This is a genomic window from Pedobacter africanus (assembly GCF_040548825.1).
Lineage (GTDB): Bacteria > Bacteroidota > Bacteroidia > Sphingobacteriales > Sphingobacteriaceae > Pedobacter > Pedobacter africanus_A.
Genome location: NZ_JBEPSL010000002.1, coordinates 516,465 through 540,929, shown reverse-complemented (window position 1 = coordinate 540,929; position 24,465 = coordinate 516,465). Strand labels below are relative to the sequence as shown.

Below are 24,465 nucleotides of genomic sequence, written 5' to 3'. Positions count from 1 at the left end.
CCAATAAGGTTATTTCTTTGCTTTCGCAACATTCTCAGCGTTAGCTGCCCGCTCTGCTTTAACCATTTCTGTTCCTGCCAGAAGAAAAGCACCAAGTCCATGTGTATCGTTCAGTTCCGTTGGCCTGGTATAATAAAATTTAAGGGCTTCGTCCATATTGGTGCCTATACAAACATCCTGCATCTGGCCATCGGGGGTAATTTTAGTTAACAGGCCTTTCCAGCCTTCATTTGCAATAGAAATGTATTTAGGATGGATCCATCCTTGGTTTACTGCATGGGCAACTGTGTAAACGTACATTGCCGTAACAGAGGTTTCCAGGTAAGAGTCGGGTTTATCCAATAGCTGGTGCCAAAGGCCGCTTTGGTCCTGGTAGCGGGCAAAACCGCCAATCTGGCGTAGCAGCAGCTTAATCAATTCTGGCCTTTTGGGGTGGTTGGCCGGAAGCTGGTCCAGTAACTGGGCCTGGGCTACGGCCAGCCAGCCGTTTGCGCGGCCCCAGTGTCCAACGCCATTCATGTCTACATCCTGGTAATAGTTATGAAAAAACAGCCCGGTATGCGTGTCGTAGAGGTATTTATTGAAGTTTTCAACCTGTTTAATGGCATCATCAAAATATTTGTTGTCGCCAGTTACTTTACCCATTCTGGCAAGGAAAGGAACGCTCATAAAAAGGTCGTCAGCCCACATCGTCATATAGCGTGGGCCGGGGCGGGAAAAGGTCCCATCAGGCAGCCTGAGCTGCTTGTTGGAGATGTAGTTTGCTGCTCTATCCAGATAAGCCTTGTAATCAGCCTTATTGGCGAGCGCATTAACATCAGATAATCCTGCTGCCATGGCACCACAGGCATCCAGATTGCCCATGCTGAAAAAGCCCCCAAATTCTGTTTTGGGCGTTTTTGCCTTGTAGAGTGTTTCAAAATAGCCTATGTTGCTGAATATAAACTCAAAGTTCTGACTTGAATAATTGGAATATTTCTTATCCTGAAGGAGATCGGCCATCTGCATCATGCCTATGGTGAGTACACCATTTACGTACATCCATTTATTATATTTACTGACTACTTTTATATCAGGTGAAGATGCCAGCCCTTTTGTAGAAGTATAGGTTTCGTTTGTTTTTGTATTTACAAACTTAAATGAGGTATTGGCAATGATGTTGTCTGCTACCTTACGAACAACAGCTTCAGTGTTGCTCTCCTGTGCAAAGATACTGCCCGAGCTTAAAAAAGCGATCAGTAGTAAATAGTGTTTCTTCCTCATTTTTTCTTGTTTTGCGCCCTTACTGTTTTTACTTCCTGAACGGAAATACCACTGGCCTTATTTTCAAAACTGTTTCTTACAAAGCTCAGCACATCCGAAATTTCCTGATCTGTAAGGAAATTATGTGCAGGCATTACATTGGTATAGGTTTCCCCATCAATTTCCTCTCCTGTAGCCAATCCATTCAGGATAATCTTAATGAGCCTGGTTTTATCGCCAAGTACATGCGATGTTTTACTTAAAGGCGGGTTCATGTTAGGAACACCCGCACCATCGGCCATATGGCAGGCCAGGCAATACTTGTTGTATACTTTTTTACCATTGGCCATTACCGCTGCGCTAACAGCTTGCGGTTTAACCGGAGCTTTCTTGCCTTTTGTCTGTGCAGACAGGCGTATGCTGCCTGCCGTCAGGACCAATAGCATCACTAAAATTCTTTTCATTTACTGTTTATTTCTTGGTATAAAGGATGCGATAAATCAGCCCTTTTGAGTCATCAGTTACATACAGAGAGCCGTCGGTACCTTGCGCCAGTCCGCAGGGGCGGTGGTCGGCTTTGTTTATTGCAGCCTTCTCAGGCGTACCTGCAAAGTTGTCGGCAAAGATCTCCCAATCGCCCGAAGGTTTGCCATCTTTAAATGGCTGGAAAACCACGAAGAACCCTTTCTGAGGCTCTGGCGCTCTGTTCCATGAACCATGGAAAGCAATAAAAGCACCGTTTTTATACTTTTCAGGGAACATGTTTCCAGTGTAAAAAAGTAGTCCGTTAGGGGCCATATGAGCAGGGAAGGCCACAACAGGATCCAGGTATTTAGGGTCAGCTTCCTTTTTCTTATCGCCTCCATATTCAGGCGCCACAATTTTTTTGTGCTGAATGCCATCGTAATACATAAATGGCCAGCCCGCGTTGTCGCCTTTTTTCAAAGCGTATAAACATTCTGCAGGCAACTCGGCTGACTCTTTAGTGTCATAAAGCTCCGGCCATGAACTGTTCAGGTTATCGCGGCCATGCTGCATTACAAAAAGCTGATTGTTCTGCTGGTTCCAGTCTAAGCCCACTACATTTCTTAAGCCAGTAGCGTAGCGCAGGCCTTCAGCATAACTCTGGTTCAGTTTGTTTGCCTTAAACTGCCAGATGCCGGCTGCAGAATCCAGCAGCGGACAGCCTGGGATACCTTTTGACCTTAACCCACGGTCCTGCTCCTGGCATGAATTGGAAGGAACACCGATGTTTACGTACATATTGCCTTCATTGTCGAGCACAAGAGATTTGGTTTCATGCTGACGGCCCATTTTCAGTCCTTTAACTATCGTTTCAGGATTATTTGGGTCAATGACCTCGTTTTTGTCGTTCAATTTATACCGGAACACTTCTTTATTGGAAGAGGCATAGAGATAACCGTCTTTCATGTAGATACCTGTTCCGCCATAATCACCAAAGCCCCCGGTAACCTGGGCCCTGCCATCGCCATTTTCCTGTAAGGTGATAATCCCCTTCCCATCTTTTACGCGCGCTAATTTCACATAGATGATTCCTTGAGGGGTAACCACAAGATGCCTTGCTTTTGCACCGATATCTGCTACTTTTAAAGCGCCAAATCCTTCCGGCAGTACTAGTCCTACATTATCGGCATCAGGTTTTGGTCCCCGGAATGCGGAAATATCCTTAAAAGCATAGAGGGTAAAAAAAACAAGTGCGCCGAACAGGATGGGAACGATAAGTATTTTTTTCATTGTGTTTTTTTATTAAAACTATTTATTCTACTGCTGCTTTTATACTGTTTAACGTAATAAAGCAGTTGCACACCATAAAAGTGGTGCCTGTCCGTGTAAATCTCCAACATTTCTTTTACGATCTAAATAGTACTGGTAGTCGTTTTTTTTGTTGGTGCCTTCGCATACTTCTGTGATGTCGTTGTCGGCATTGATATAGGTAATTAGTTTTAACCAGGCTTTACGCGCTGCTTTACCGTATACTTCTTTATCCAGCCAGCCATTTTTTACACCAGTGATAAATGCAAAGGTAAACATACCGGTTGCGGAAGTTTCAGGCCAGGATTCCGGCTTGTCAATCAGCTGTCGCCACATGCCTTCTTCAGTCTGGTATTGCAATAATGAAGCCATCATGGTTTTATAGCCTTTCATGATCCTTTCGTAATTTGGATTGTTTTTCGGCAAAGACCTTAACAGTTCGGCCATACCTACCGCCATCCAGCCATCGCCACGTCCCCAGTAGTAGGGTACATCAGGGGCATGATAGAACAAGCCATTTGGTTTTTGCAGCTGATCTAAGTAGAATACCATTTCTTTTGCAGCCCGGTCAATGTATTTCTGATCTCCGGTTGCCCGGTATGCCTGAGCTTGTACTGCCGTGATCATAAACATATCGTCTATCCATAAACGGGTTTGCCAGGTGTAGCCCTGGTCGTAATACCCTTGCGATGCCGCTACTACCCTCGGGCCTTCCGGTGGGCCCCATTGTTTATCTGCAATGGATATGCCCAGGTCGAAATATTTTTTCTCCTTGGTCTGCATATACAATTCAAGCGGTACAGATCCAAATACACTGTAGTCAACATGGTCTGGCACCGGAATCATTTTAGCCTCTATGCCAAACAGCGGCTCAAAACGGTCTTTTAATTTTCCAAGCAGCTTAGCATCTTTAGTTTCTTTAGCAAAGGTAAGTGCCCCGTACCAGGTACAGGTTTCAGGATAAGTAATTACTTTCGGCGGGCCTGGCCGGTTGAAATTGGAATGCGGAGTAGTTACAAAACGATCTGCAATTCTAACACCTATTTCTTTTGGAGAAGCTCCTTTTGGCCAGCTTTTCAAATCCGAGGCCTTCGATTGTGCATAACTGCTGTTCGTTCCCAAAAATAAAAGGGCAGATGCCAGGCAGGTTATGCCTAAAATAGAATTTTTGTTCATTATTTGGTTCATTTATACACTTAAAGTTAGTGTTTATTTGATGGTTAGGAAATCAGCAAAGTAGCTTGTAGTAACGTATATCCGCTTTTTGGGCTATAATCTGAGGTTAATGGTAAGATCGTTGACAAGATGGCCAAATCGGGATAACATTTTATCTGATAGGAAGGCCTGGATTGCCGCCGCAAATCCCGAATTTTAAGATAATTATGTATTTTAACAGATCATATTTAACCTCAACTCATTTGTATGAAGAAGTATTTTGCCCTTGCCTTATTTGCTTTTGCCGCATTAGGTTCAAATGCCCAGCACCGTTTGGAAAAGCTGTGGGAAACAGATAGTGTAATTAATGTGCCTGAATCTGCATTGCCTGATGTCAAGGCAGGTATTGTATATGTTTCTGTAATGGGAAATAACCCGAATGATAAAGATGGTATCGGTGGCGTTGCAAAACTTAGCCTGGATGGGAAGCTGCTGAACCACGATTGGATAACCGGGCTGAATTCGCCCAAGGGACTGGCAAAAAGTGGTAATATGTTGTATGTGGCCGATCTGACCGATGTGGTGGTTGTAGATATAGCAAAAGCTAAAGTGAAACTGAAAATACCGGTAGATAGCGCCAAATTTCTGAACGACATTACCGTTAGCGATAAAGGCATCGTCTATGTTTCCGATTCCAGGACAAAACGGATCCACAAGCTGGAGGGTAATAAAGTGTCGCTTTATATGGAAAATGTAGCAGGCGTAAACGGTTTAAAGGCTTTGGGTGATGAATTGTATATTGCCGGAGGTAAGACCTTATGGAAAGCCGATGCCAGTAAAAAGCTGGCTAAAATTGCGGAACTCCCTAACGGAGGGGATGGCATAGAACCTGTTGGCAATGGCGATTGGCTGTTTTCCTGCTGGGGAGGGTATGTGTATTATGTATATGCCGACGGGAAGTATGACTTGCTGCTGGACTGCCACCTGGAAAAAAAGAATACTGCAGACATAGGTTATGATCCGGTTAAGCGCATTGTTTACATTCCTACCTTCTGGAAGAAAAGCGTAATGGCCTACCAATTGAAATAAGGTTTTGTAATCAAATCGTCTTCAATGGAAATCAGATTTAATGTTTTTAAACAAAATATAACAAAAATTTTATAAGAAATACACATATTCCATCATTTAATTTGTGAAATTAGAAAGCTTATTTAACCCATAGGCCTTAAACACACAAACTTCAATTATGGAATCAAGAAGAGAATTTATCAGAAAATCCCTGCTGCTTTCTGGCGCTGCCGGGCTTTCCACAATGCTGCCGGCATCTATACAAAGGGCACTGGCTATAGACCCGAAACCGGGCAGTAGTTTTCTTGATGCGGAACATATCGTTATCCTGATGCAGGAAAACAGGTCGTTTGACCATTGCTTTGGTACTTTACAGGGCGTAAGAGGGTTTAATGATCCCCGTGCAATTACACTTCCCGATCAAAAGCCGGTATGGATGCAGACAGATGCAGTAGGTGATACTTATGCGCCCTTCCGCTTAAATATTAAAGATTCCAAGGTAACCTGGATTGGCTCCCTTCCACATTCAAGGGCCAGCCAGGTGGATGCCTACAATAAGGGCAAATACGATAAATGGCTGACTTCCAAAAAATCGGGAAACAAAAGCTACGCGGGAATGCCGCTTACCTTAGGACATTACAACCGCGAAGACCTGCCATTTAACTATGCCATGGCCGATGCATTCACGGTTTGTGATCAGAATTTCTGTTCCGGAATGACCAGTACCACACCCAACAGGTCGTTCTTCTGGACAGGAAAAGTATCCTATCAGCTCGACGGGATACAAAAAGTAAACATCAGGAATGATGATTTCAGCTTTGGTAAATTGCCATGGAAAGCCTTTCCCGAACTGCTCGAGGAACATCATGTAAAATGGAGGTTTTATCAGAACGATTTGAGTTGCGGAGGTGGGTATAAGGGCGAGGAACGTGCCTGGCTGGGTAATTTTGGCTGTAACCTGCTCGAATTCTTCTCAGCTTACAATGTGAAGTTTTCATCCAGATATGTAAATAACCTGCAAAAGGTGGTCGAGACCCTGCCCGATGAGATCAACAAGTTGCAGGAAGCAAGTCCTTCCAGTGAGGCGGCGGCAAAAAAGATACAGAAAGACCTGAAAAATAAAATGGAGGCCCTGGACAATGCAGCGGCTGAACTGAAAAAGTGGAGCAGGGAGGAGTATCATAAATTATCTGACCGGCAGAAGGTACTTTTTGAAAGCGCATTCGTTACCAATGCTGCCGATCCGGATTACCGGAGCATTACCACGCTGAGTTACAAAGAAGGGAATACGAAACGGGAGGTCACCGTTCCTAAAGGTGATGTACTGTACCAGTTCAGAAAGGATGTGAATACGGGTAAGTTACCTGCAGTTTCCTGGCTGGCCGGCCCTCAGAATTTCTCTGACCATCCAAGTGCACCATGGTATGGGGCATGGTATGTTTCAGAGATTTTGGACATCCTCACCAAGAACCCGGAGGTATGGAAAAAAACCATTTTCATTACGACCTACGACGAAAATGACGGGTATTTCGATCATGTAAAACCCTTCTCTATTCCCGATGCCAATATTCCCGGAACGGGTAAGGTATCGGAGGGAATTGATACGGAAATAGAGCATGTAAGACTTGCAAATGAACTCAAACAGGGAGTTCCTGAAAAAGCGGCAAGAGAAGCGCCGATTGGCCTGGGATTCCGGGTGCCCATGCTCATTGCTTCGCCATGGAGCAGGGGAGGAAGAGTGTGTTCAGAAGTATTCGATCACACTTCAACCCTGCAGTTTCTGGAAGTATTTTTCAGTAATAAGCTGAACAAAGAGATTAAAATTGAGAACATCAGTAAATGGCGCAGGGCCATTTGTGGTGACCTTAGTTCTGTATTTACGCCTTTTAATGGAGAGAAACCAGATAAAATAGACTTCCTGAAGCGCGATGCGATGGTCGAAAGTATTTACAATGCCAAGTTTAAGGGCGATCCTTCAGGATTTAAAAAGCTGACAGATGCAGATGTTACTGCCTATCGGGCAAATCCGCTTTCCGGAACAGTAATGTCAGTACAGGAAAAAGGCATACGCCTTTCCTGCGCACTGCCATATGAGCTTTATGTGGATGGAAAACTACAGGCCGATAAAAAGAATTTCGAAATAAAATTTAAAGCTGATAATGCTGTTTTTGGTAAAAAAGCAGTAGGTGCGCCTTTCGCAGTATATGCACCTGTAGCCTACAAAGACGATGAAATGGGTTCGCAGGTATGCCGGAACTGGTCCTTCGCTGCAGTTGCAGGTGATACCTTAACTTATAACTGGCCTGTATCGGGTTTTGAAAATGGGAAGTATCACCTTAGGGTTGATGGACCGAATGGCTATTACAGGGAGTTTATCGGATCGGCTAATAACCCTGATCTGGGGATCAGCTGCGCTTATGAAATGGCAAATGGAAAGCCTACAGGTAATGTGCGATTAAAAATAGCCAACGGAAGTTCATCAAAGCGCCATACAGTTGTGATCCAGGACCTGGGCTATCGTAAAAACGACCTTAAGAAGGACATACCAGCAGGGAGCACCCAGGAGATTGTACTGGATTTAAAGCAAGCATATGGCTGGTACGATTTCAGCTTAAAAGTAGAAGGTGAAAACAGTTTTGAGCAAAGATATGCCGGCAGGGTAGAAACCGGCGCAGCCAGCTTTACCGATCCGGCAATGGGAGGAATTGTTTAGTTTATGTAGCATTGATAAGGAAGAATGTTTAAATTGGTGGAAACAATAAATTACATTCGTTATGGCTAAAATACATCAATATCAGGCGACACTTACATGGGCAGGTAATAAAGGCTCAGGGACAATGGATTACAGGTCATACGACAGAAGTTACATCATTTCCATTGATCAGAAACCAGATATAATGGGCTCTTCCGACTCTGCTTTTCTTGGTGATAAAACCAAACACAACCCAGAAGACCTGCTCCTGGCTTCTTTGTCTTCCTGTCACATGCTGTGGTATTTACACCTGTGTTCGCAAAATGAGATCATTGTAATGGAATACAAAGATACCCCGGTGGGCGATATGCAGGAAAACCCGGATGGCAGCGGTCATTTTACGCTCGTTACTTTGAACCCGGTTGTGGTAATTACTGATGAGTCGCAGATAGAAAAAGCCAATGCACTGCATGAACAGGCAAATAAGATGTGTTTTATTGCCAATTCCTGCAATTTTCCGATTAAGCATGAACCAAAATGTATTGTAGAACGTGGTTAGGCAACGCGCTACAGATATTTTACTTCCCAGGTGTAGGTCCCGGGTTTTACCTCAGGAATTTTCCAGAATTTACCATCCGGTATAGCATTTAGCTTTTTTCCATTTTTAAAGAGTTGGTCTTTTTCCGTTTGTCGGGGCAGATAGATCAGCCCTTTGGAATTAGGCGGAAGGGTCGTCTGTAAGCAAAACATTGAATCATTTCTATTGAAAGCCGTTTTTATTTTACCCCTTATGGTTGAAAGTGTCAGTGCTGCTGCTTTAAGACTGCCCGGTTGTGGTTTTATTTGTATAGTTTCAAAAGCAGGTGATAAGGGTTCTATTCCCATCAGTTTCCTTACAATGATATTTGCAGGTGCAGCACCCCAGGCGTGATTCCAGTCCTGGTTGTTTTTATAGTCGGTATCCCATGCTTCGGTTGTCATAGTCGTACCGCTTCGTATCATATTGTACCAGCTCCGTTTATCTGTTGAGGTTAAAAGTTCTAAGGCATAATGTTCCTCGCCGCTGTTGTAAAGGCCATCTAGCAGGAACTGGGCCCCATAAACGCTGCAAGCCATGCCCCTTGAACGAATGTGCGCCAGTACCCTGGCTTTGTTGCTTTCTGGTACAAGGTTAAAGGCAAGGGCGAACATGTTGGCATGTAAAGAACTGTGAATGGTATCTTCACCATCCTTTATCGTACCGGTAACGGGATCGATAAAAGCACTTTGAAAGGCGGCCTTAACTTTGTCTGCCTGCTCCCTGAAAGCAACCGCATCTTTCTGTTCGTTTAGCGCGAGGGCAAGATTGGACATGCACAGCAGTGCCTGGTAATGAAATGCGTTTACAACAGCGTTATAATCGGAAAAAACAAAACCATCAGTTTCGCCTGCTGCCTGTTTGTCCAGCCCAAAGCCACCTTTTTGTGGCCAGTCTACAATATCTTTCAGCACAGCATTTCCATTGAACCTTTCAAAATGGATAGATCGGGTAAAAGCAGTGTCCTGCTTCCCTGTCCGGGTGCTGATGAGGCCATCAGCGCGGGCCAGTGCAGTCAGTAGCTTTGGTTTTAGCTGAGGATAAAGTACTTTAACTGTTCTGATATCACCTGAATACAAATAATCGTTCCAGGCAATAAGCAGGTTTTGAAGTGACCATTCCGTAGGCCAAGTTGGGTGGTAAATGAGGTATTCCAATGTGCGTTTGGCCATGCTGAATTCAGCGTCTGTGGCATAATGTGATAGCTGGTTGATGAGCGCGTCGGCTTCATAGGGAATGCGTTCACGGTCACCATCAACATATAATCCGGTAAAAGATGTCGCTTTGATGGTGTATTTGGAAAGTTCCCACACCTGGTTTAACAAGGTGTCGGAACTTTTAAATAAAGTGGCTGTATCATTAAACGGATAGGTTACCACGTAACGTTGTACCCTATTTATAGTGATCCCTTTCCCCGGGTTTTCGATTTCCAGGTAACGAAAAGGCATTACCTCACCAATGTACGCTGGCATGCGAATGGCATTGGAACCTGTATTTCGTTTATCGGCTAAAAATTCAGGTTGGTAGTTGTGTTTGCCCTTTTTTAAAGGCAGGCTGAGCAAACGATAACGAATGGTACCTTTAGGTTTTGTTTCTACAGCCCCAGTGCTATCCGTTGTTTCTCCGATATGTATTTTTAAGGTGTCCGCTCCTGTCAGGGAAATTGCGCTGATATGGAATTGCCCGAAGGCATCTTTTCCAAAGTCATAAAGCAGGTTCTTGTTTTTCAATACCCGGCTGCGTACCGGTGACTGTGTTGATTTAATTAGCGGATAAACGGCTGTTCTATATTGATTCAGGGTGTTAGCAGTCCTGAAAGCTGCCGCTTTTGAAAAGGGGCTTTGGCCCCCGAGCTTATTCCAGACCATCACTTTCCAGTAATAAGCAGCATTGGGAATAAGTTTAGGGCCCCGGTATGGTGTTCCAGGCTGCCAGGCCGCAAATATCTTCCCCGAATCCCATACATCAGCTTTGTTTGCTTTGAGTTTTTCAGGTGCAGAGGCAACAAGTATACGGTAAGCAACCTGATAGCTGTTTGTTGCAGTATCATTCATCACCCAGGTAAAATGCGGATGTTGATTTGCTGTTAAAGCCGCCCTGCCGGGCAAATCCCGGGTGTTGCTTTGTAAAAGCAGGTCTGTCCTTAAGTCAGCAGGTGCTTTTAAAGACTGGGCCTGTATTCTCATTGTGGCAAAGATTAAGACGAGGGCTGCTAAAAGGTGCCTTATGATGCTTAATTGTTGGTTTTTTACACTCATTTCTGGTCTTTTGGGTCGAATAACTTTGGCAGCCACACCCTGAAACGTGATGAGTCATTGTTGGTATTGCCTGCCGAGGCATAGTCAGCTAAAATTAATGATATCGGATCATTCGGACCTTCTTTATGGGACTCAATTTTAAAATCGGCCTTAAATTTCATCCAGAAGCCATCACTATTCACTCCTGCTGACTGAAGATCGATAAAACCTGATGAGTTGAGCATGGGGATCAGTGCATCATCCACATGAGGGCCGCCAAGGCGCATGTCCCTTGCCAAGGCAATTGGTCCACGTAAAACGGCAAAGTTTCCCTTTCCCGAATAAACAATATGCCCCCGCATATCAAGATCAAGTGTGATGGTGTCACCGGAGGTCCATGTCCGGGTAATTTGCGCGTACTGGCCGGTAACAACTGAAGGAATAGCCTGACCATTGATCCGCAGCTGTGTTTGTGTACTCCAGGAGGGTATGCGGACGCCCACGGTGAACCGTTCCGGCCGCCCTACCATTATCTTAATACCTATCTTGCCCGAAACAGGATAGTCCGTTTCCTGTATGAATTCGGCTGGTTGATTTTCAGGCGTCCGGAACGTATAATTGCCAGGAATGAAAAAGTTGACCTGAACGCCTTTGGAACTTTGCATTATTGCTGTAGAGGGTAGTGTAAACAAGCCCCTCGGCCCGCTGGCTACGCAACAGTTCAGCCCCATGCCGCATTGCTCGCTGCCTTCCAGCCGATGCCCGGCCAAAGGGCTGTATTTGGCCCAATCGCTCCCGTTGGGCTTCATGGCACCCAGTAGCGCATTGTAGAAAGTATGCTCTATAGCATCCGCATACCTGGCTTCGGCAGTGAGCTTTAAAAGTTGCTGGTTGAGTTTAATCCAGGTTGCTGTTACACAGGTTTCCTGATAGTGGTTTATGGGCAAGGTCTGAACCTCTTTTCCCCCAAACCAGCATTCTGCAGATGAGCCTGAACCAGCAATGTTAATTTCTGTTTTGTAGATGCTGTCCCATGTTTTTTCGACGGCAAGCCTGTAAGCAGGCTTGCCGGTTATCCGGTACAGTTCAATCAGGCCTTCATAACAGGACATCATTTCATAGGCTTTCTGACCCTGTTCCCAGCCAAACCAGTGCTTTGGCTGGGGGAAACGTTTGCCCACCTCAATTTCAGCCCTGGAAATAAGTTGTGGGCCATTTTCAGACTCCCATTGTTTCACTATTTCTTCGGCAAAAGCCAGGTAGCGCTGTTCTCCCGTCTTGTTGTACAACAGGCAAATTGGTTCAAGCACTGAAGATGCGGCCATGCCCCGGTGGTTGCCTTTTCTGACAATAAGTGCATTATGCGCTTTGAGCTCCCTGATCAGGTGATCGGCTGCCGCACGCGCAGCTTTCAGGCTTTTGGCATCGCCAGTCAGGTCGTGGTACGCAAGCAAGCCCAGCAAACAATATTTGCGGCCCCAGATATCCCATTGCTCCAGCCTGCTTTTTTCATCGTAATTGCCGATGTAACCATCAGGACTTTGTGTAGCAATAAGCTTTGTCACTGCATCATCAAGTACAGCTTTAAGCCGGGGTTCAGGCCGGTAACGATAAGCAAGTACGGCCGAGGTAAACCATTTGCCCCAAAATTCAGATTGCCAGTACCGCGATTCCGTGCGGTTGTTGAACGGTGCTACCAGGCGGTTTACATCCTGCGCAAGGATGCGGTTGTTGTAGGCATCATTGAATCGCTGTGCGGGAAAACCAGTGATATGGCTGGACCATACTGGTTTCAATTGATCCGGGACAGTATTGGTTTGCTGGGCCAGGCAACTGAGGGCAAGTACTAGTAACGATGCACTCAGCAGCAGGGTTATTTTTAGTGTCATGCTATTTTTATAAGGTTAACTTCTTGAGATTTCCTGCCAGTAACTTCCCATCCAGATGAGCTTCAGTGTCGACCGCGAAGTAGTCGGGAAATCTGTACTGCCGGAAAGCCTGATGTTCGTGTTATTGGCAATGGTCGTGAATGAGTTGCTGAAAGTAAGCAGCAGTTCCCGGAACAATTGTCCGCCGGTAATGTTGGTTATGGTTGTAGCAGCAGTATTGTTGAAATTCAGTATCTGCGCGGCCTGAAGTGTCCCGGCCCCCATACCACAGGATACCACTGCTGCATTATTCCCAATGGAAAGCCGCCCGCCCGCTGCGGTAGTAAGGAAGGCAGTCAGCGCTGATTCTGAAATATAGGTTGCAGGTGCCTGGTTAAATACAGGATCTTCCAGGCTCAGCCTGTTGCTGGCCACGTTGCTGCCGTAAGCATCTATAAAAGTCCCACTGGCGGCACCGTATGCCCTTACCGTTCTGACAACCGGTCTCCGGATCACCAGGCCTTGTGTAAGGGCTTTATTGAAGACAATGCCATTGCCCAGGTTGTTGAACAGGGGACTATCGAATTCAACACCCACACCATCCTTAATGTGGACAGCATAACTATCATAGCTACCGTCTTCAATTCTTCCGCCACCGGTAAAGTAAGGGTTGATAAATTTGATGTTTCTTGGCAGGTCATTTGCCCCGTCCGAATCGATCAGTACCGCGTTCAGTCTTGACCCTTCAAATTGCTGTCCGGTAGAGACAAGGTTGTAGGTTCCCCCGTCCAGCCACATGTTGTGCTGATCGGACAAACTAACCTGTCCGCCAACAAAGTTTAGCGGTCCGATGGTACCTGTACTGGCATTTCTTCGGCCAATTCTTATCCCGTAGCCGCATTTGTATACGTTTACATTGCTGTACACTTTCATGTTGATCTGCCCCTCAGATTCATTGGATTTGATATTCAGCCCTATTCCTGTCCAGCTGCCGTTGCCAGAGGCCTGGCCACGGATCAGCCCGTTCTGATGTTCGGTCTCCCAGGTTGTAACCTCGGTTATCCCATTTCCTATTGGATTATTGATCTGAACGGTATAGTTCTTAAACAGGATCTGTCCCTGGCAGGCCTCCAGGTAAATCACATTGGTTGTTTTATTACCCCCCATGAAATTTACATTCTCAAAATCAATTTGACCACCCATGGTTGCCGGGCTGCTTATGGAGAAGAACCCAATGCATTCAATCAGGTTGGCCGTTTCGTTGTTTACATGCACAAAGCCTGCGCCTTGTGGTTCGAGATCGCCCGTTGCTATGCCACCAGCCTGACCGGTAATTTTTATCCTGCCGGGTTTGGACTGGTAGCCGGGATTCTTCAGGCTGTCTTTATACAGGTATAAGGTGTGCGTCAGGTATTTCTTTCCTGCAAGCAGCCTGATCTCAGTGCCGTTTTTAGAGCAGTAATTGAGCGCTTTCTGAATGGGGTCTGTATCGTCTGAACCGGTTTTTGTAGTGTAATTGTAATCGCCTTTGGCCCCAAACATTTCAAGCGTAACAAAGGTAGAGACACGCTTGTACCGCCTGGAACTGCTAATGATGGTCATGGAGCCATCATCCTGACTTGTGGTATCATTTGCATCATATTGAAAAGTTCCCGAGCGCAGTCCGTCATTGATATACACAATGTCGTGATGATCTGCCACACCACTCCTGAGCTGTGCGATGGTCAGATAAGGAACATGATGGAGGCTGTCCGTTAAAATTTCCGGCTGCAGCTCGCTCATTTTCTGGCATGAGTTTAGCCCGGCTATCACCAGGATAGCCCAAAAAAAATACTGTTTCATAGTCTATTTACCTAAGTGTTAATACCTGATGTTTAGTTTTGAGGCGCTCACTGAACTTAACCTGGTTTATATTTTGTACCGCTGTGTTTTCTTCGATGGCAATTGCAGCAGCGATGCCGGCACTTTCGCCCATAACCATCCAGGCAGGTTCTACCCGTATGGACGAAAAAGCAACATGGGATGCCGAGATACAAACCGGCACCAGCAGATTTGTGCATTCTGTAACTTTTGGCGTTATAGCGCGATAGGGGATCTGATAAGCTATACCACGCCCGTTGATGCGGGTCCTGGCAGGAAAGATGGTGCCCTCATTGATGAACCCGCCATCAGGTGTAACAATGCGCTGGCAATCGTGAGAATCTATGGGGAATGATCCGATGCCAATAGGATCAGGTTTTTCCTTTGTTTCCAGGATATCCTTTTGTGTTAAAAAATAATCGCCCACCATTCTGCGTGCTTCCCTGACATATAGCACAGGGGGGAAATGACCATATCTGGCAAATTCATCTTTTGCATAGCCCAGGTTTTCCATCCGCTTTCTTACCTGTTCCGGTACAGCCGGATCGGTCATCAGAAAATACAGCAGGCCTTCGGTATAACCGCGGTGGTTGTCCCATATCTCCTGGCGACGTTTTATTCCGGCATTGGGATAATCCCAGTTTTCACCAACCAGACCGGTCGAAAGCTGCGCACCGATGCCATTGTTGCCATCCAGTTTATTACCCGGAATGGGATAAAGATCGAACGGGATGCCGCTTTTTGGAGAACTTTTATAGAACCGCCTGAACAATTCGTACCTGTCGGCATGGTAACCTTTGGGTTTTTTAAAGGCAAGCCTGTTGGCCGGATCTTCAGACAGGCACAAACGGAAACTATAGGTCATGATCCTGTGGTCCCCCTGTCCCTCAGGGCTAACCGTTGTTCCACTGATTAATGGTAAAGGTTTTTTATGGTTGCCGGTTGCAGAAATGCCAACTGCTTTTTTCTGGTAAACAGCTCCTGCAAAGGACTCGCCAAACTCTTCCCTGCCTTCACGTCCCACCCTGTAGGTTATTCCTGCAGCAGCCATCAGATCGCCTTCGTAGCTGGCGTCGATAAACACTTTACCCGAAAACACCTTGCCCGATCTCATTTTCAGCGTTTGAATGGCACCGTTTTTAAGTTTTGCAGATTTCAGGGTTTCACTGAGCACTACGGTTACGCCGGCTTCTTTTAACATGGTGTTAAACACAAGTTCGGCCACATGGGGCTCATAAGTCCAGTGTTTGGTGTCTTTTTCAGCTACACGGTAGCTGAGCTGAACGCCACGTTCAGCATATAATTTCTCTACACGTTTGTGAAATTCTTCAAAAAGGCCGCCTAAAGTTTCCCGGAACATCTGGTTGGAATCACTGAAGCCAAGGCCTCCGCTCATCATCCCGCCGGCAATACTTAAAGGCTCGATCATCACTACAGATCTGCCTTCGCGCGCAGCCGCTACTGCTGCGGTGACTCCCGCAGGGGTGGCGCCGTAAACGATAACATCGTAGTCCTGCACTGGTTTCCAGGAACTGAAAACAAGAAGGGCCAGAGCAGCTATATAGGTAAGTTTCATTTTCTTAAGATAAATTAAAGAATTAGTATCCTGGGTTTTGAGGCTCCAGCAGTGGGTTAAGGTTGATCTCCCTGTAAGGTACAGGGAATAGTTTTCTATCGGCCGTCACACTCATGTTGGAAAGCCTTGGGTCTATAGACTGGTACCTGGTTTTAAAGGCCTGCATGGTTGCAACTTCTTTCCCCCAACGGATCAGATCGTGCCAGCGGTGACCTTCAAAGCAAAGCTCAAGTCGCCGCTCTTTTTCTATAGCCAGCTGGGCATCTGTTTTTGACAGGCCCAAAAGCGGAGACAGGTTTGCCCTTACCCGGGTTTTGCTGACGTAGGTCAGGGCTTCATCCGTTTTATTGTTCTGGTTAAGTGCTTCCGCATACATCAGCAAAACATCAGCATAACGAAGAACAGGCCAGTCATTTTCACCTTCGTTCAAAATCGGCACGTTGTATACAAATTTCTTCGCCCAGTAATAGATTTTTGGGTTAGTGCCGTCTTTAAATATACCCAGATAGCTGGTTTTGCGTAGGTCTGAAACCTCAAAGGCATCGTAAAGGTCCTGAGTGCCGGTATTGTTACTGGCCGCCCCAAGGCTCACAATCGATGTTCCGGATTTTGCCGGGGCAAAAGCATGCGCAAAGGAGTTGCCCAGGGCCAGGCCGCCCGAGATGAACTGAACAGAAAAGATAACTTCTGAATTGCCGTCGTTACCAGGCCCGAAAAGTTTGGACAGGTTGGGCTCGAAAGTATAGGCTGGTATAACTTCCTGTAAGATGGCTTCTGCCTCGGGCCATTTTTTCTGCTGCAGGTAAACCTTGCCCAGTAGTGATTTTGCTGCCCCGGCAGTGGCCCGCCCCACATTTAACCCTGTAAATTTTGGGGGTAGCACAACATGTGCCTCCTTAAGGTCTTTTTCTATTTGCTGATATACTTCGGATGCGGGACTTCGCTTATAGGTGTAGGCTTCCGCTTCTGTTTTCAGTTCCTTTAATATCAAGGGCACATCCCCATAAAACTTAGTGAGGTTAAAATACATGAGTGCCCTAAGGAATTTAGCTTCGCCAATGTACTGGTTTTTGAGGCTTGCGGCAATTGTTATGGCCTCTATACGGTCCAGGATAATATTGGTTGCTGCTATGGTCCGGTATGCCTGGTTCCAGGGGCCCGAAACACCTCCGGTAGGCCGGTAGGTAAGCCAGTCGAACTCCCCGTATCCGCCTTCATTTTCTGAGAATACCTGTGTATTGTCTGACGGCAATTCAGCGTATAGCCAATAGTTACTGTAAATTTCCCTCAGGTTGCCATAGGCTCCGGTGAGTGTTGCAGTAATGTCGGATTCTGTCTTGTAATAAGTGCCGACATCGATAATATGCTGCGGGGTCAGGTCAACAAACCCTTTCCCGCAGCCTGCGGTTATCATGATCATTGCCATGACCAGGGTTTTATATATTTTAGAAAGATAACGGTCCATAATTTTAGTTTTAAAGCAGTTTATCATTAAAAACCCACGTTGATTCCAAAAATAAATACGCGGTTGGCAGGATAGGTACCCTGGTCCACTCCAGGGCGGAGTACAGCGTATACAGAGTCGCTGGTAACACTTGTTTCTGGATTGTACCAGTTGTATTTGGTAAAAGTCAGGAGGTTCTGGCCTGTAACATAGAAGCGGACGGTCTGCATGTTGATACTTTTTAATAAACTTTGGGGTAAACGGTATCCAAGTGTAAGGTTACGGATCCGCAGGAATGAGGCATCGGATACGGCTTTGTTGGTCAGGTTGTTTAAAGGCGTTACCCCCGATGCAAGCGGTGCCGGGTATTCTACACCCCTGTCGGGTTGCTGACTGTCGAACATATTGTTGTAATAGGTGGGGCTGGTATTGACGTTATGTACCCCAAACTGGTGACGGATATTGCCATTGATGACATTTACGCCCTGGACGCCTTGTACAATGAGCGACACGTCGAAGTTCTTGTACTGGAAACTGCTCGATAGACCGTAAACAAAATCAGGGAAGCCACGCCCTATGACAGCCATGTCTGCTTCATTAATTACACCATCATTGTTCTGGTCTTTAATGATCCAGTCGCCCACTTTATTGCCTGTAACCCATTGCGGATATTTACCCAGGTCCTGTGTGTTCTTAAAGATCCCCTGTACCTCATAGCCCCGCATTAAGCCCAGCGGGTCTCCCACTTTTACCTGGAATACATTGTCCCAGCCAAATATCGCAGATTGTGCAGGTAAAGACCCTGGTCCGCCCAGATCATCCACCCGTGTGCGGTTAGCAGATAGGTTCGCATCTACTGTCCATTTAACTTCACCCAGCTTAAAATTGGCTTTTCCGCTAATTTCAAAACCACGGTTGCTCAACCTGCCAAGGTTGGTGCGGAATGAAGTGGCATAACCTATAATGCTTGGCAGGTCTTTTTGAAACAACATCCCCTCTGTATGACGGGTATAGTAGTCTACAGAAATGCTGTATTTGTCATCCATAAAACCAGCCTCTAATCCAAGGTCCGTCTGCCGGTTCTTTTCCCAGGTAAGGTTATAGTTGGCAAAGCCGGATTGTGCAGATCCATAGGATTTTTGGGAACCAAAAACGTAATCACGATCGATAATGTTATTCGACCAGGTAAAATCGCCAATGTTAGCATTCCCTGTTTCCCCATAGCTGGCACGTAGTTTCAGCTCGTTCAATACATTTTTCAGCGGTTGCATAAAGTTTTCCTCGCTGATGCGCCATGCTCCTGAAAGGGAAGGGAATAAGGCAAAACGGTTGTTGGGGCCAAAGCGTGAGGAACCGTCCTGTCGCAATGCACCTGAGAAGATGTATTTGCCTTTATAATCGTAATTTATCCTTCCTCCGAAAGACAGGAATGAATTCTGGCTGTAGGCCAATGAACCCAGGATTTCTGAAGACGCGAGTGGGTTTTCCAGCAAAGTTGTGGTATAGGTGCCTGACCTTCCGTTAACCCTTGTCGACTTTGCATTGTACTTCTGCAAAGAATATAAAAGAAGGGCACTCAGGTTATGACTGGTACCTAAAGCCTTGTTGTAAGAGATGGTATTTTCCCAAAGCCAGTCTAAGGGTGGTAGACTGGGCCTCGGCAGCGTAGATCTGGGTAATTACAGGCGTAGATAAGCTTGCCGCCGGGGCGCTTCCATTGGCCAGCATTGCCGGAATATAGGAGTACTGATCGTTCATATTTAAGGTGGCCCCAATGGAAGTCTTAAATTTCAGATCTTTAACAGGTTCATATTCCAGGAAGTTGTTCCCGAGAATGCGATATTCGCGGAGCCGGTTTTTATAAAGTTCGAGTACACCCAGGGGGTTGTAAAGTGCCGCCTGAAAGAATACGCCATTTGCGGCGTTCTTTAATCCGCGGTACCCTTGTGCATAATCCCCATCTGCGGCATAAACAGATACAACGGGGGGCATTAATACTGCAGAATGGATGGGGCTGGGCAAAGCCCTTGCCCCTGTAGTTTCACTGGCCGAGGCCTCGCTGAACTGCCCTCCTGCGGGCTGCCTGAATTGCTGTGAATAGGAGGGGGACATCGAAATTCCTAATTTGAGTTTCGGACTTAAATCTGCATCAAGGTTAAAACGGAGGTTGTAACGGTCGTATTTAGTCCCAACCATTGTCCCGTCCTGCTTAAAATAGCCGCCAGATACAGCATATTTTACTTTTTCGGATCCACCTCTTGCCGAAATCTGAAAATCAGCGATCGGAGCCTGCTGGAATATCACATCCTGCCAGTCAATATCCGGCAGGCTTTGCGGGTCGGTATCAAAAACAACCGGATAAGTGACGCCACGCATCCTTGTGGCATATCTGGCATAATCTATATACTGGTCGCGGCTCAACAAATCAACTTTTTTTGCAATATTCTGTACCCCGGTATAAGCAGATACATTGAAAGCTGTTTTTCCCGCCTTTCCACGTTTGGTTGTTACAACAACTACCCCATTTGCTGCCCTTGAACCATAGATCGCAGCTGATGCTGCATCTTTTAAAAGATCTATGGATTCAATATCAGCAGGGTTGATCAGATTGAACTGTGTTGATTCCTGCAAGGGGTAGCCGTCGACCACATAAAGCGGATCGCTGTCTGTTCCCAAAGATCCTATCCCCCTGATCCTGATGGTTGGGGCTTCACCTGGGTATCCTCCTCTGCCAGATTGAACCTGCACACCGGAGGCCAGCCCGGCAAGGGCTTCTCCTGGCGTGGATACCGGCTGAACGCCGATGAATTTACCCTCTACCCTGGAAATGGAGGTAGATAGCTTCTTTTTGGATTGTTCCCCATATCCTATAACCAGTACCTCTTCGAGCGCATTTTTCTGTTCTTTTAAAATCACATTGATATTGTCAGACTCGTTTACCTGGATTTCGTAAGTGCTGAAACCGATATAGGAGAATATGAGAACGTCATCTTTATCGGCCGCCATAATTTTATAGTTCCCATTGATATCTGTTACGACGGTATTGGCGGTTTTTTTAGTCCTGATGCTTACCCCGGGTAAAGGCAGCCCCTTTTCATCGCTTACTTTTCCTGTAACCGGAATTGGTGCGACCAGGTGTTTATCTGGTATGGGAATCTCTTTTTCCCTGATGACTACCGTCTGATTGTCATTAAAAAGAATCTCGACAGCCTTTTCAGAGAAGCATTGGTTCAGCACGTCCTTTAATGATACCTTTCGCACGTTTATGGTAACAGGGCTTATGGTTTTGATCAGTCCGGCATCACATATAAAATTGTAGCCCGTTTGTTTGGTCAGCAGGGAGAACACTTCTTTAATGGGTTTCTGTTTAACATTTAAACTTACCCTTTGCGCATAACTCGCCGCATTGACCTGTAAAAATGTAACCAGTAAAAAAGCGAAGGTCAGTTTCATTCTTAATACCCATTTAGTTTTGTCTGTCTGCCATCGCAGGTTTAAATGACGCGGTACGGACAGGAACCTTAGCGTACAGGAAACAGTGTTCCCGGACGTAAGTCCAGTAAAATTTTCATACATTTGGTTAGGATTAATATTTGGTTGTTGTTTCAATTGATCAGATATCCTGATTGGCTTTTGTTAGCCAGCCAAAGCCGGGAGTGGTCTCAACACTTCCGGCTTTTAGGATATTCTTTTAAGTATTTATTTTGCTATAACTTCAATCCTCCTTCCTTCAATTTTAAAATGAACTTTGCCGGTTAATTCTATGTTCTTTAATAGGTTTTCAAGATTTTTGCTGCGCGAATAATTTCCTACGAAATAGATGTTATCCATGTTGCCTTTAAAAACGACTTCAACGTCATACCACCTGGAAATTTTTTTCATGATGCTCCTGATGTTCTCCTCATTAAAAACAAACAATCCGTTTTTCCAGGCAATTGCCTCTTCTGCGTCAGTTTCATAGACTTTTATTTCAGCAGAATCCACCGAGGCCTCCTGTCCGGGCTTAAGGATGATGTTTGTTGTTTTTCCAGGTTTTAGGATTTTAACCGACCCCTCAAGTAAGGTAGTGGTTGTCGCCAGCTCATTTGTATAGGCATTGACATTGAAATGTGTGCCCAATACTTTTAGTTCCTGTCTGGCAGATTTTACGACGAACGGAGCATTTTTATTTTTCGCAATTTCGAAATATGCTTCTCCGCTCAGCTCCACTCTACGTTCTTTAAGTCCGGTGAAGTTTGCGGGGAAGGTAAGTGCAGATGCGGCATTGAGCCATACTTTAGAACCGTCGGGTAAAATTAACTGATATTCGCCACCTTTAGGGGTTTCTATGGTATTGTAATCAGGCCTGCTGTTATGCTGACCTGCCTGTGCTGTTACCTGGTAAAGCAAAGTCCCTGATGCGGTTTTAGTGATTTTTATGCCCGATTGTTCGGCAAGGTTGCCATTATCGGCTTCTGTTAATGCAATTCTTTTACCATTGGAAAGTGTCAGAAACGCTTTGCTTCCCCCAGCAATAATGCGTTCTGTTTTGACATGCTGAGGAGTAGAGGTGTTCCCGCTTTCAGGATAAAAATAAAATGCAAGTCCAACGCACAGGATAATTGTTGCGGCAACAGTAAATTTCTGCCATAAACGATAGGAAGGTCTGATACTTATCTGTTGCTTAACCGCTGTCCAGTTTTGCTGGTGCATTGCCTGGAGGTGCTCATCAGAAAGCGCATGGTCAGCTTCCGCATTAAAATTATGCAGCCAGTTTTCCAGCACCGCTTTTTCTTCAGTACTAGCCTGCCCCTTTTTGTATTTTAATAAAAGCTCCCTGGCGTCTTCCTGCATATGCAAAGCGGTTTAATTTTCTTCGGTTTTATCACAATGACAGGTAAGTAATGACGAGTGGGTACTGCAGGTGAAAAAATATTTACAACAGGTAACAAAGGTAGATGAGGACGCCCAATTTGTTGCGTAGAATTTTCAAGGCCCTTTTCATATGGGTTTCTACCGTTTGTTCCGATATATTCAGCTGCAGGGCAATTTCTTTATTACTCAGGTATTGGTTTTTTCTCAATTCAAAAACTTCCCGCATTTTTGGGGGAAGTGCTGCGATCTCCTTTTCAATTAATGCCGTGATATCTTTTTCGCGGATTAAAAAATCGGCAGATACCATATCTGAGTTGATGGCATGTTGTAGCGATGCTATATATTTCGTTTCGCTTTGCTTGCGGGCAATGATATTCAATATTTTATTCAACACAGATTTATAAAGATAACCTGGAAGCGTGGTTTTAAGCACGAAATCTTTTCTGGCATTCCACAATTGCACAAAAACTTCCTGTACAACGTCCTTTGCTTCTTCAGTATTCTGGAGCTTTTTATATGCGTATATATATAGCAAACTGTCAAAACGCCTGAAAATTTCAGCAAATGCCAGCTCCTGATCTGCTTTCAATAAGGTCATCAGTTCAAAATCATCAAGATTGCTTAGTGAATGCATACAATACAGTTTGGCTGGTTTAGCAATATTAAAAAATTATTTCTAAATGTGCCATGCTATTAATTGCCAATAGGTATCATAGATTTCATTTCAAAATGTTTATTTTTATTTTATTTTGTTTTGAATTGTTTAATTCACTTACTTTATGATGCTTTGTATTTTTGGATGTTGTGAGCACTTTCAAATACGACGCACTAACCAGATATATAATTAAAGGGGTTGCAACATGTCATTCTTACCAAATACGCGGCGTTGGTTTATTATTTTTATCATATTTTTAGCCATTGTATTTAATTATTTCGACAGGCAGATTGTTTCTATCCTTAAGCCTGTACTCAAGAAAGAATTTGCGCTTAATGACAATGGCTACGCACTTGTACTGAACATCTTTACCATTTGTTATGCTGCAATGTATCCTGTATCGGGTTGGTTGGTTGATAAGTTTGGTGCAAAGCGGGTGATGTTTGCAGGCATCATTGGCTGGTCGCTCGCCTGTATAGGGGGAGGGATTTCGCGGACCTTCGGCCAGTTTACTTTTTTTCGTGGCCTGCTTGGAATGGCAGAGCCAACCAATTTTCCGGCCCAGTTAAAAGTGGTTGCGGTTTGGTTTCCTGGCAAGCTAAGGGCAACTGCAAACAGTTTATGCGTAGCCGGCAGTTCAATCGGTGCGATTATAGCACCACCGCTGGTGGCCTGGTTGGCCATTACTTATAACTGGCATACAGTTTTTATGGTAGCAGGGGCTGTTGGACTTATTATCGCACTTTTGTGGATCATCATATACCGAAATCCCCCTGCTGAGGTCACTTTGGCAATTTCAGGAACTCCCAGCCCGGAAGAAACACCAGCTTTTAGCTGGAAACAGCTGTGGGGAAGAAAGAGCCTGTGGGGTATTTTGCTGATCCGTTTTGTAAGTGATCCGGTATGGTATTTCTGCCTTTTCTGGCTTCCGGGTTATTTACAGGAGCAGTCGGGGTTTTCGCTTGCACAAATGGGAATGTTTGGCTGGATCCCATTTTTGGTTGCCGATCTGGGCGCAATTGCAACCGCTGCCTGGTCAGACCGTATGGTAAGAAAGGGAAAAGAACCTTTAAAAGCCCGTAAGGTAATGCTTAGCTGCGTAGCGGCGTTTGCGCCACTCTGCGTGCTTACGCCTTATCTGCCCAGCCCGTTTGTTACCCTGTTTATCTTTAGTATCGTGGCAGTTGCCTGCTTAAGCTGGCTGTTTACCATAAGCGTAGTCATTGCCGAAGCTTTTCCTGTAAAAAATGTAGCCAGCGTATTGGGTATAGCAGGTGGTTTTGGCGCGCTTGGTGCTGTAGGCTTTAACTATTTTGTAGGTCAGTTTATGGGCACACTGGGTGCCGGGAATATATTTATTGCAATGGCCTTTCTGCATCCCCTGGCCGTGCTGATTTTGTGGACAATGGTAAGAAAGGAAAAACCTGCGGGTGCAGTTGTAAAATTGGAAACGACCTGATGATT

Annotated in this window: 17 protein-coding genes; 4 read left to right on the top strand and 13 right to left on the bottom strand. The window is 45.4% G+C overall.

Annotation, left to right across the window (positions count from 1 at the left end; translation table 11 throughout):
- Positions 1-9: 9 nt before the first annotated feature.
- Genes ABIE26_RS12465 through ABIE26_RS12450 form a run of 4 tightly spaced genes read right to left on the bottom strand, consistent with a single transcriptional unit; the run spans position 10 to position 4,191 of the window.
- A complete protein-coding gene (locus ABIE26_RS12465) occupies positions 10-1,263 on the bottom strand; it encodes a glycoside hydrolase family 88/105 protein (RefSeq protein WP_310142472.1) in 1,254 nt (417 codons plus the stop codon).
- Positions 1,260-1,706, bottom strand: a complete 447-nt coding sequence (locus ABIE26_RS12460) for a c-type cytochrome (protein ID WP_310142473.1) — start codon at positions 1,704-1,706, stop codon at positions 1,260-1,262. The genes ABIE26_RS12465 and ABIE26_RS12460 overlap by 4 nt, the downstream gene beginning before the upstream one ends.
- 7 nt (positions 1,707-1,713) lie before the next feature.
- Positions 1,714-2,997: a PQQ-dependent sugar dehydrogenase gene (locus ABIE26_RS12455; protein WP_310142476.1), complete on the bottom strand. Its 1,284-nt coding sequence runs from the start codon at positions 2,995-2,997 to the stop codon at positions 1,714-1,716.
- 48 nt (positions 2,998-3,045) lie between these two features.
- On the bottom strand, positions 3,046-4,191 hold the full coding sequence (locus tag ABIE26_RS12450; RefSeq protein ID WP_310142479.1) for a glycoside hydrolase family 88/105 protein: 1,146 nt from the start codon (positions 4,189-4,191) through the stop codon (positions 3,046-3,048).
- Between the two features lie 246 nt (positions 4,192-4,437).
- On the opposite strand from ABIE26_RS12450, the gene ABIE26_RS12445 reads away from it, so the two are divergent.
- The 3 genes from ABIE26_RS12445 to ABIE26_RS12435 all read left to right on the top strand — a co-directional run bounded on the left by ABIE26_RS12445 (position 4,438) and on the right by ABIE26_RS12435 (position 8,489).
- Complete coding sequence (locus tag ABIE26_RS12445; protein ID WP_310142481.1) at positions 4,438-5,259, top strand: ATP-binding protein; 822 nt, start codon at positions 4,438-4,440, stop codon at positions 5,257-5,259.
- A 157-nt stretch (positions 5,260-5,416) separates the two neighbouring features.
- A complete protein-coding gene (locus tag ABIE26_RS12440) occupies positions 5,417-7,951 on the top strand; it encodes a phosphocholine-specific phospholipase C (protein ID WP_310142483.1) in 2,535 nt (844 codons plus the stop codon).
- Positions 7,952-8,012: 61 nt separating this feature from the next.
- Complete coding sequence (locus ABIE26_RS12435; RefSeq protein WP_310142484.1) at positions 8,013-8,489, top strand: OsmC family protein; 477 nt, start codon at positions 8,013-8,015, stop codon at positions 8,487-8,489.
- 8 nt (positions 8,490-8,497) lie between these two features.
- Here ABIE26_RS12435 and ABIE26_RS12430 read toward each other — a convergent pair whose 3' ends face one another.
- The 9 genes from ABIE26_RS12430 to ABIE26_RS12390 all read right to left on the bottom strand — a co-directional run bounded on the left by ABIE26_RS12430 (position 8,498) and on the right by ABIE26_RS12390 (position 22,980).
- The gene (locus ABIE26_RS12430; protein WP_310142485.1) at positions 8,498-10,693 is read right to left on the bottom strand and encodes an alpha-L-rhamnosidase C-terminal domain-containing protein; all 2,196 of its coding nucleotides are present in this window, start codon (positions 10,691-10,693) and stop codon (positions 8,498-8,500) included.
- Positions 10,694-10,761: 68 nt separating this feature from the next.
- Positions 10,762-12,633 carry a glycoside hydrolase family 127 protein gene (locus ABIE26_RS12425; RefSeq protein WP_310142487.1) on the bottom strand — a complete coding sequence of 624 codons (1,872 nt, stop codon included), beginning with the start codon at positions 12,631-12,633 and terminating at the stop codon, positions 10,762-10,764.
- Between the two features lie 15 nt (positions 12,634-12,648).
- Positions 12,649-14,454 (bottom strand): hypothetical protein, encoded by a 1,806-nt coding sequence (locus ABIE26_RS12420; RefSeq protein ID WP_310142489.1) that lies wholly within the window; start codon positions 14,452-14,454, stop codon positions 12,649-12,651.
- 7 nt (positions 14,455-14,461) lie between these two features.
- Positions 14,462-16,048 (bottom strand): FAD-dependent oxidoreductase, encoded by a 1,587-nt coding sequence (locus ABIE26_RS12415; RefSeq protein ID WP_310142491.1) that lies wholly within the window; start codon positions 16,046-16,048, stop codon positions 14,462-14,464.
- Positions 16,049-16,070: 22 nt separating this feature from the next.
- Positions 16,071-17,513 carry a RagB/SusD family nutrient uptake outer membrane protein gene (locus ABIE26_RS12410; RefSeq protein ID WP_310142493.1) on the bottom strand — a complete coding sequence of 481 codons (1,443 nt, stop codon included), beginning with the start codon at positions 17,511-17,513 and terminating at the stop codon, positions 16,071-16,073.
- Between the two features lie 26 nt (positions 17,514-17,539).
- Positions 17,540-19,072, bottom strand: a complete 1,533-nt coding sequence (locus ABIE26_RS12405) for a SusC/RagA family TonB-linked outer membrane protein (protein ID WP_354376046.1) — start codon at positions 19,070-19,072, stop codon at positions 17,540-17,542.
- Position 19,073: 1 nt separating this feature from the next.
- Positions 19,074-20,945, bottom strand: coding sequence for a SusC/RagA family TonB-linked outer membrane protein (locus ABIE26_RS12400; protein ID WP_310142494.1), 1,872 nt, complete (start codon positions 20,943-20,945; stop codon positions 19,074-19,076).
- Positions 20,946-21,191: 246 nt separating this feature from the next.
- The gene (locus ABIE26_RS12395; RefSeq protein ID WP_310142496.1) at positions 21,192-22,325 is read right to left on the bottom strand and encodes a FecR family protein; all 1,134 of its coding nucleotides are present in this window, start codon (positions 22,323-22,325) and stop codon (positions 21,192-21,194) included.
- 82 nt (positions 22,326-22,407) lie between these two features.
- On the bottom strand, positions 22,408-22,980 hold the full coding sequence (locus ABIE26_RS12390) for an RNA polymerase sigma factor (protein WP_310142498.1): 573 nt from the start codon (positions 22,978-22,980) through the stop codon (positions 22,408-22,410).
- Positions 22,981-23,206: 226 nt separating this feature from the next.
- Here ABIE26_RS12390 and ABIE26_RS12385 point away from each other — a divergent pair, with 226 nt between their 5' ends.
- On the top strand, positions 23,207-24,460 hold the full coding sequence (locus ABIE26_RS12385; protein WP_310142500.1) for an MFS transporter: 1,254 nt from the start codon (positions 23,207-23,209) through the stop codon (positions 24,458-24,460).
- Positions 24,461-24,465: the final 5 nt, after the last annotated feature.

Bases quoted from the DNA above. Each gene is read 5' to 3' on its own strand.
- ABIE26_RS12420 (WP_310142489.1), bottom strand. From the start codon at position 14,454: ATGAAACAGTATTTTTTTTGGGCTATCCTGGTGATAGCCGGGCTAAAC.
- ABIE26_RS12450 (WP_310142479.1), bottom strand. From the start codon at position 4,191: ATGAACAAAAATTCTATTTTAGGCATAACCTGCCTGGCATCTGCCCTT.
- ABIE26_RS12395 (WP_310142496.1), bottom strand. From the start codon at position 22,325: ATGCAGGAAGACGCCAGGGAGCTTTTATTAAAATACAAAAAGGGGCAG.
- ABIE26_RS12425 (WP_310142487.1), bottom strand. From the start codon at position 12,633: ATGACACTAAAAATAACCCTGCTGCTGAGTGCATCGTTACTAGTACTT.
- ABIE26_RS12385 (WP_310142500.1), top strand. From the start codon at position 23,207: ATGTCATTCTTACCAAATACGCGGCGTTGGTTTATTATTTTTATCATA.
- ABIE26_RS12410 (WP_310142493.1), bottom strand. From the start codon at position 17,513: ATGGACCGTTATCTTTCTAAAATATATAAAACCCTGGTCATGGCAATG.
- ABIE26_RS12415 (WP_310142491.1), bottom strand. From the start codon at position 16,048: ATGAAACTTACCTATATAGCTGCTCTGGCCCTTCTTGTTTTCAGTTCC.
- ABIE26_RS12445 (WP_310142481.1), top strand. From the start codon at position 4,438: ATGAAGAAGTATTTTGCCCTTGCCTTATTTGCTTTTGCCGCATTAGGT.
- ABIE26_RS12430 (WP_310142485.1), bottom strand. From the start codon at position 10,693: ATGAGAATACAGGCCCAGTCTTTAAAAGCACCTGCTGACTTAAGGACA.
- ABIE26_RS12460 (WP_310142473.1), bottom strand. From the start codon at position 1,706: ATGAAAAGAATTTTAGTGATGCTATTGGTCCTGACGGCAGGCAGCATA.
- ABIE26_RS12435 (WP_310142484.1), top strand. From the start codon at position 8,013: ATGGCTAAAATACATCAATATCAGGCGACACTTACATGGGCAGGTAAT.
- ABIE26_RS12465 (WP_310142472.1), bottom strand. From the start codon at position 1,263: ATGAGGAAGAAACACTATTTACTACTGATCGCTTTTTTAAGCTCGGGC.
- ABIE26_RS12400 (WP_310142494.1), bottom strand. From the start codon at position 20,945: ATGAAACTGACCTTCGCTTTTTTACTGGTTACATTTTTACAGGTCAAT.
- ABIE26_RS12440 (WP_310142483.1), top strand. From the start codon at position 5,417: ATGGAATCAAGAAGAGAATTTATCAGAAAATCCCTGCTGCTTTCTGGC.
- ABIE26_RS12390 (WP_310142498.1), bottom strand. From the start codon at position 22,980: ATGCATTCACTAAGCAATCTTGATGATTTTGAACTGATGACCTTATTG.
- ABIE26_RS12455 (WP_310142476.1), bottom strand. From the start codon at position 2,997: ATGAAAAAAATACTTATCGTTCCCATCCTGTTCGGCGCACTTGTTTTT.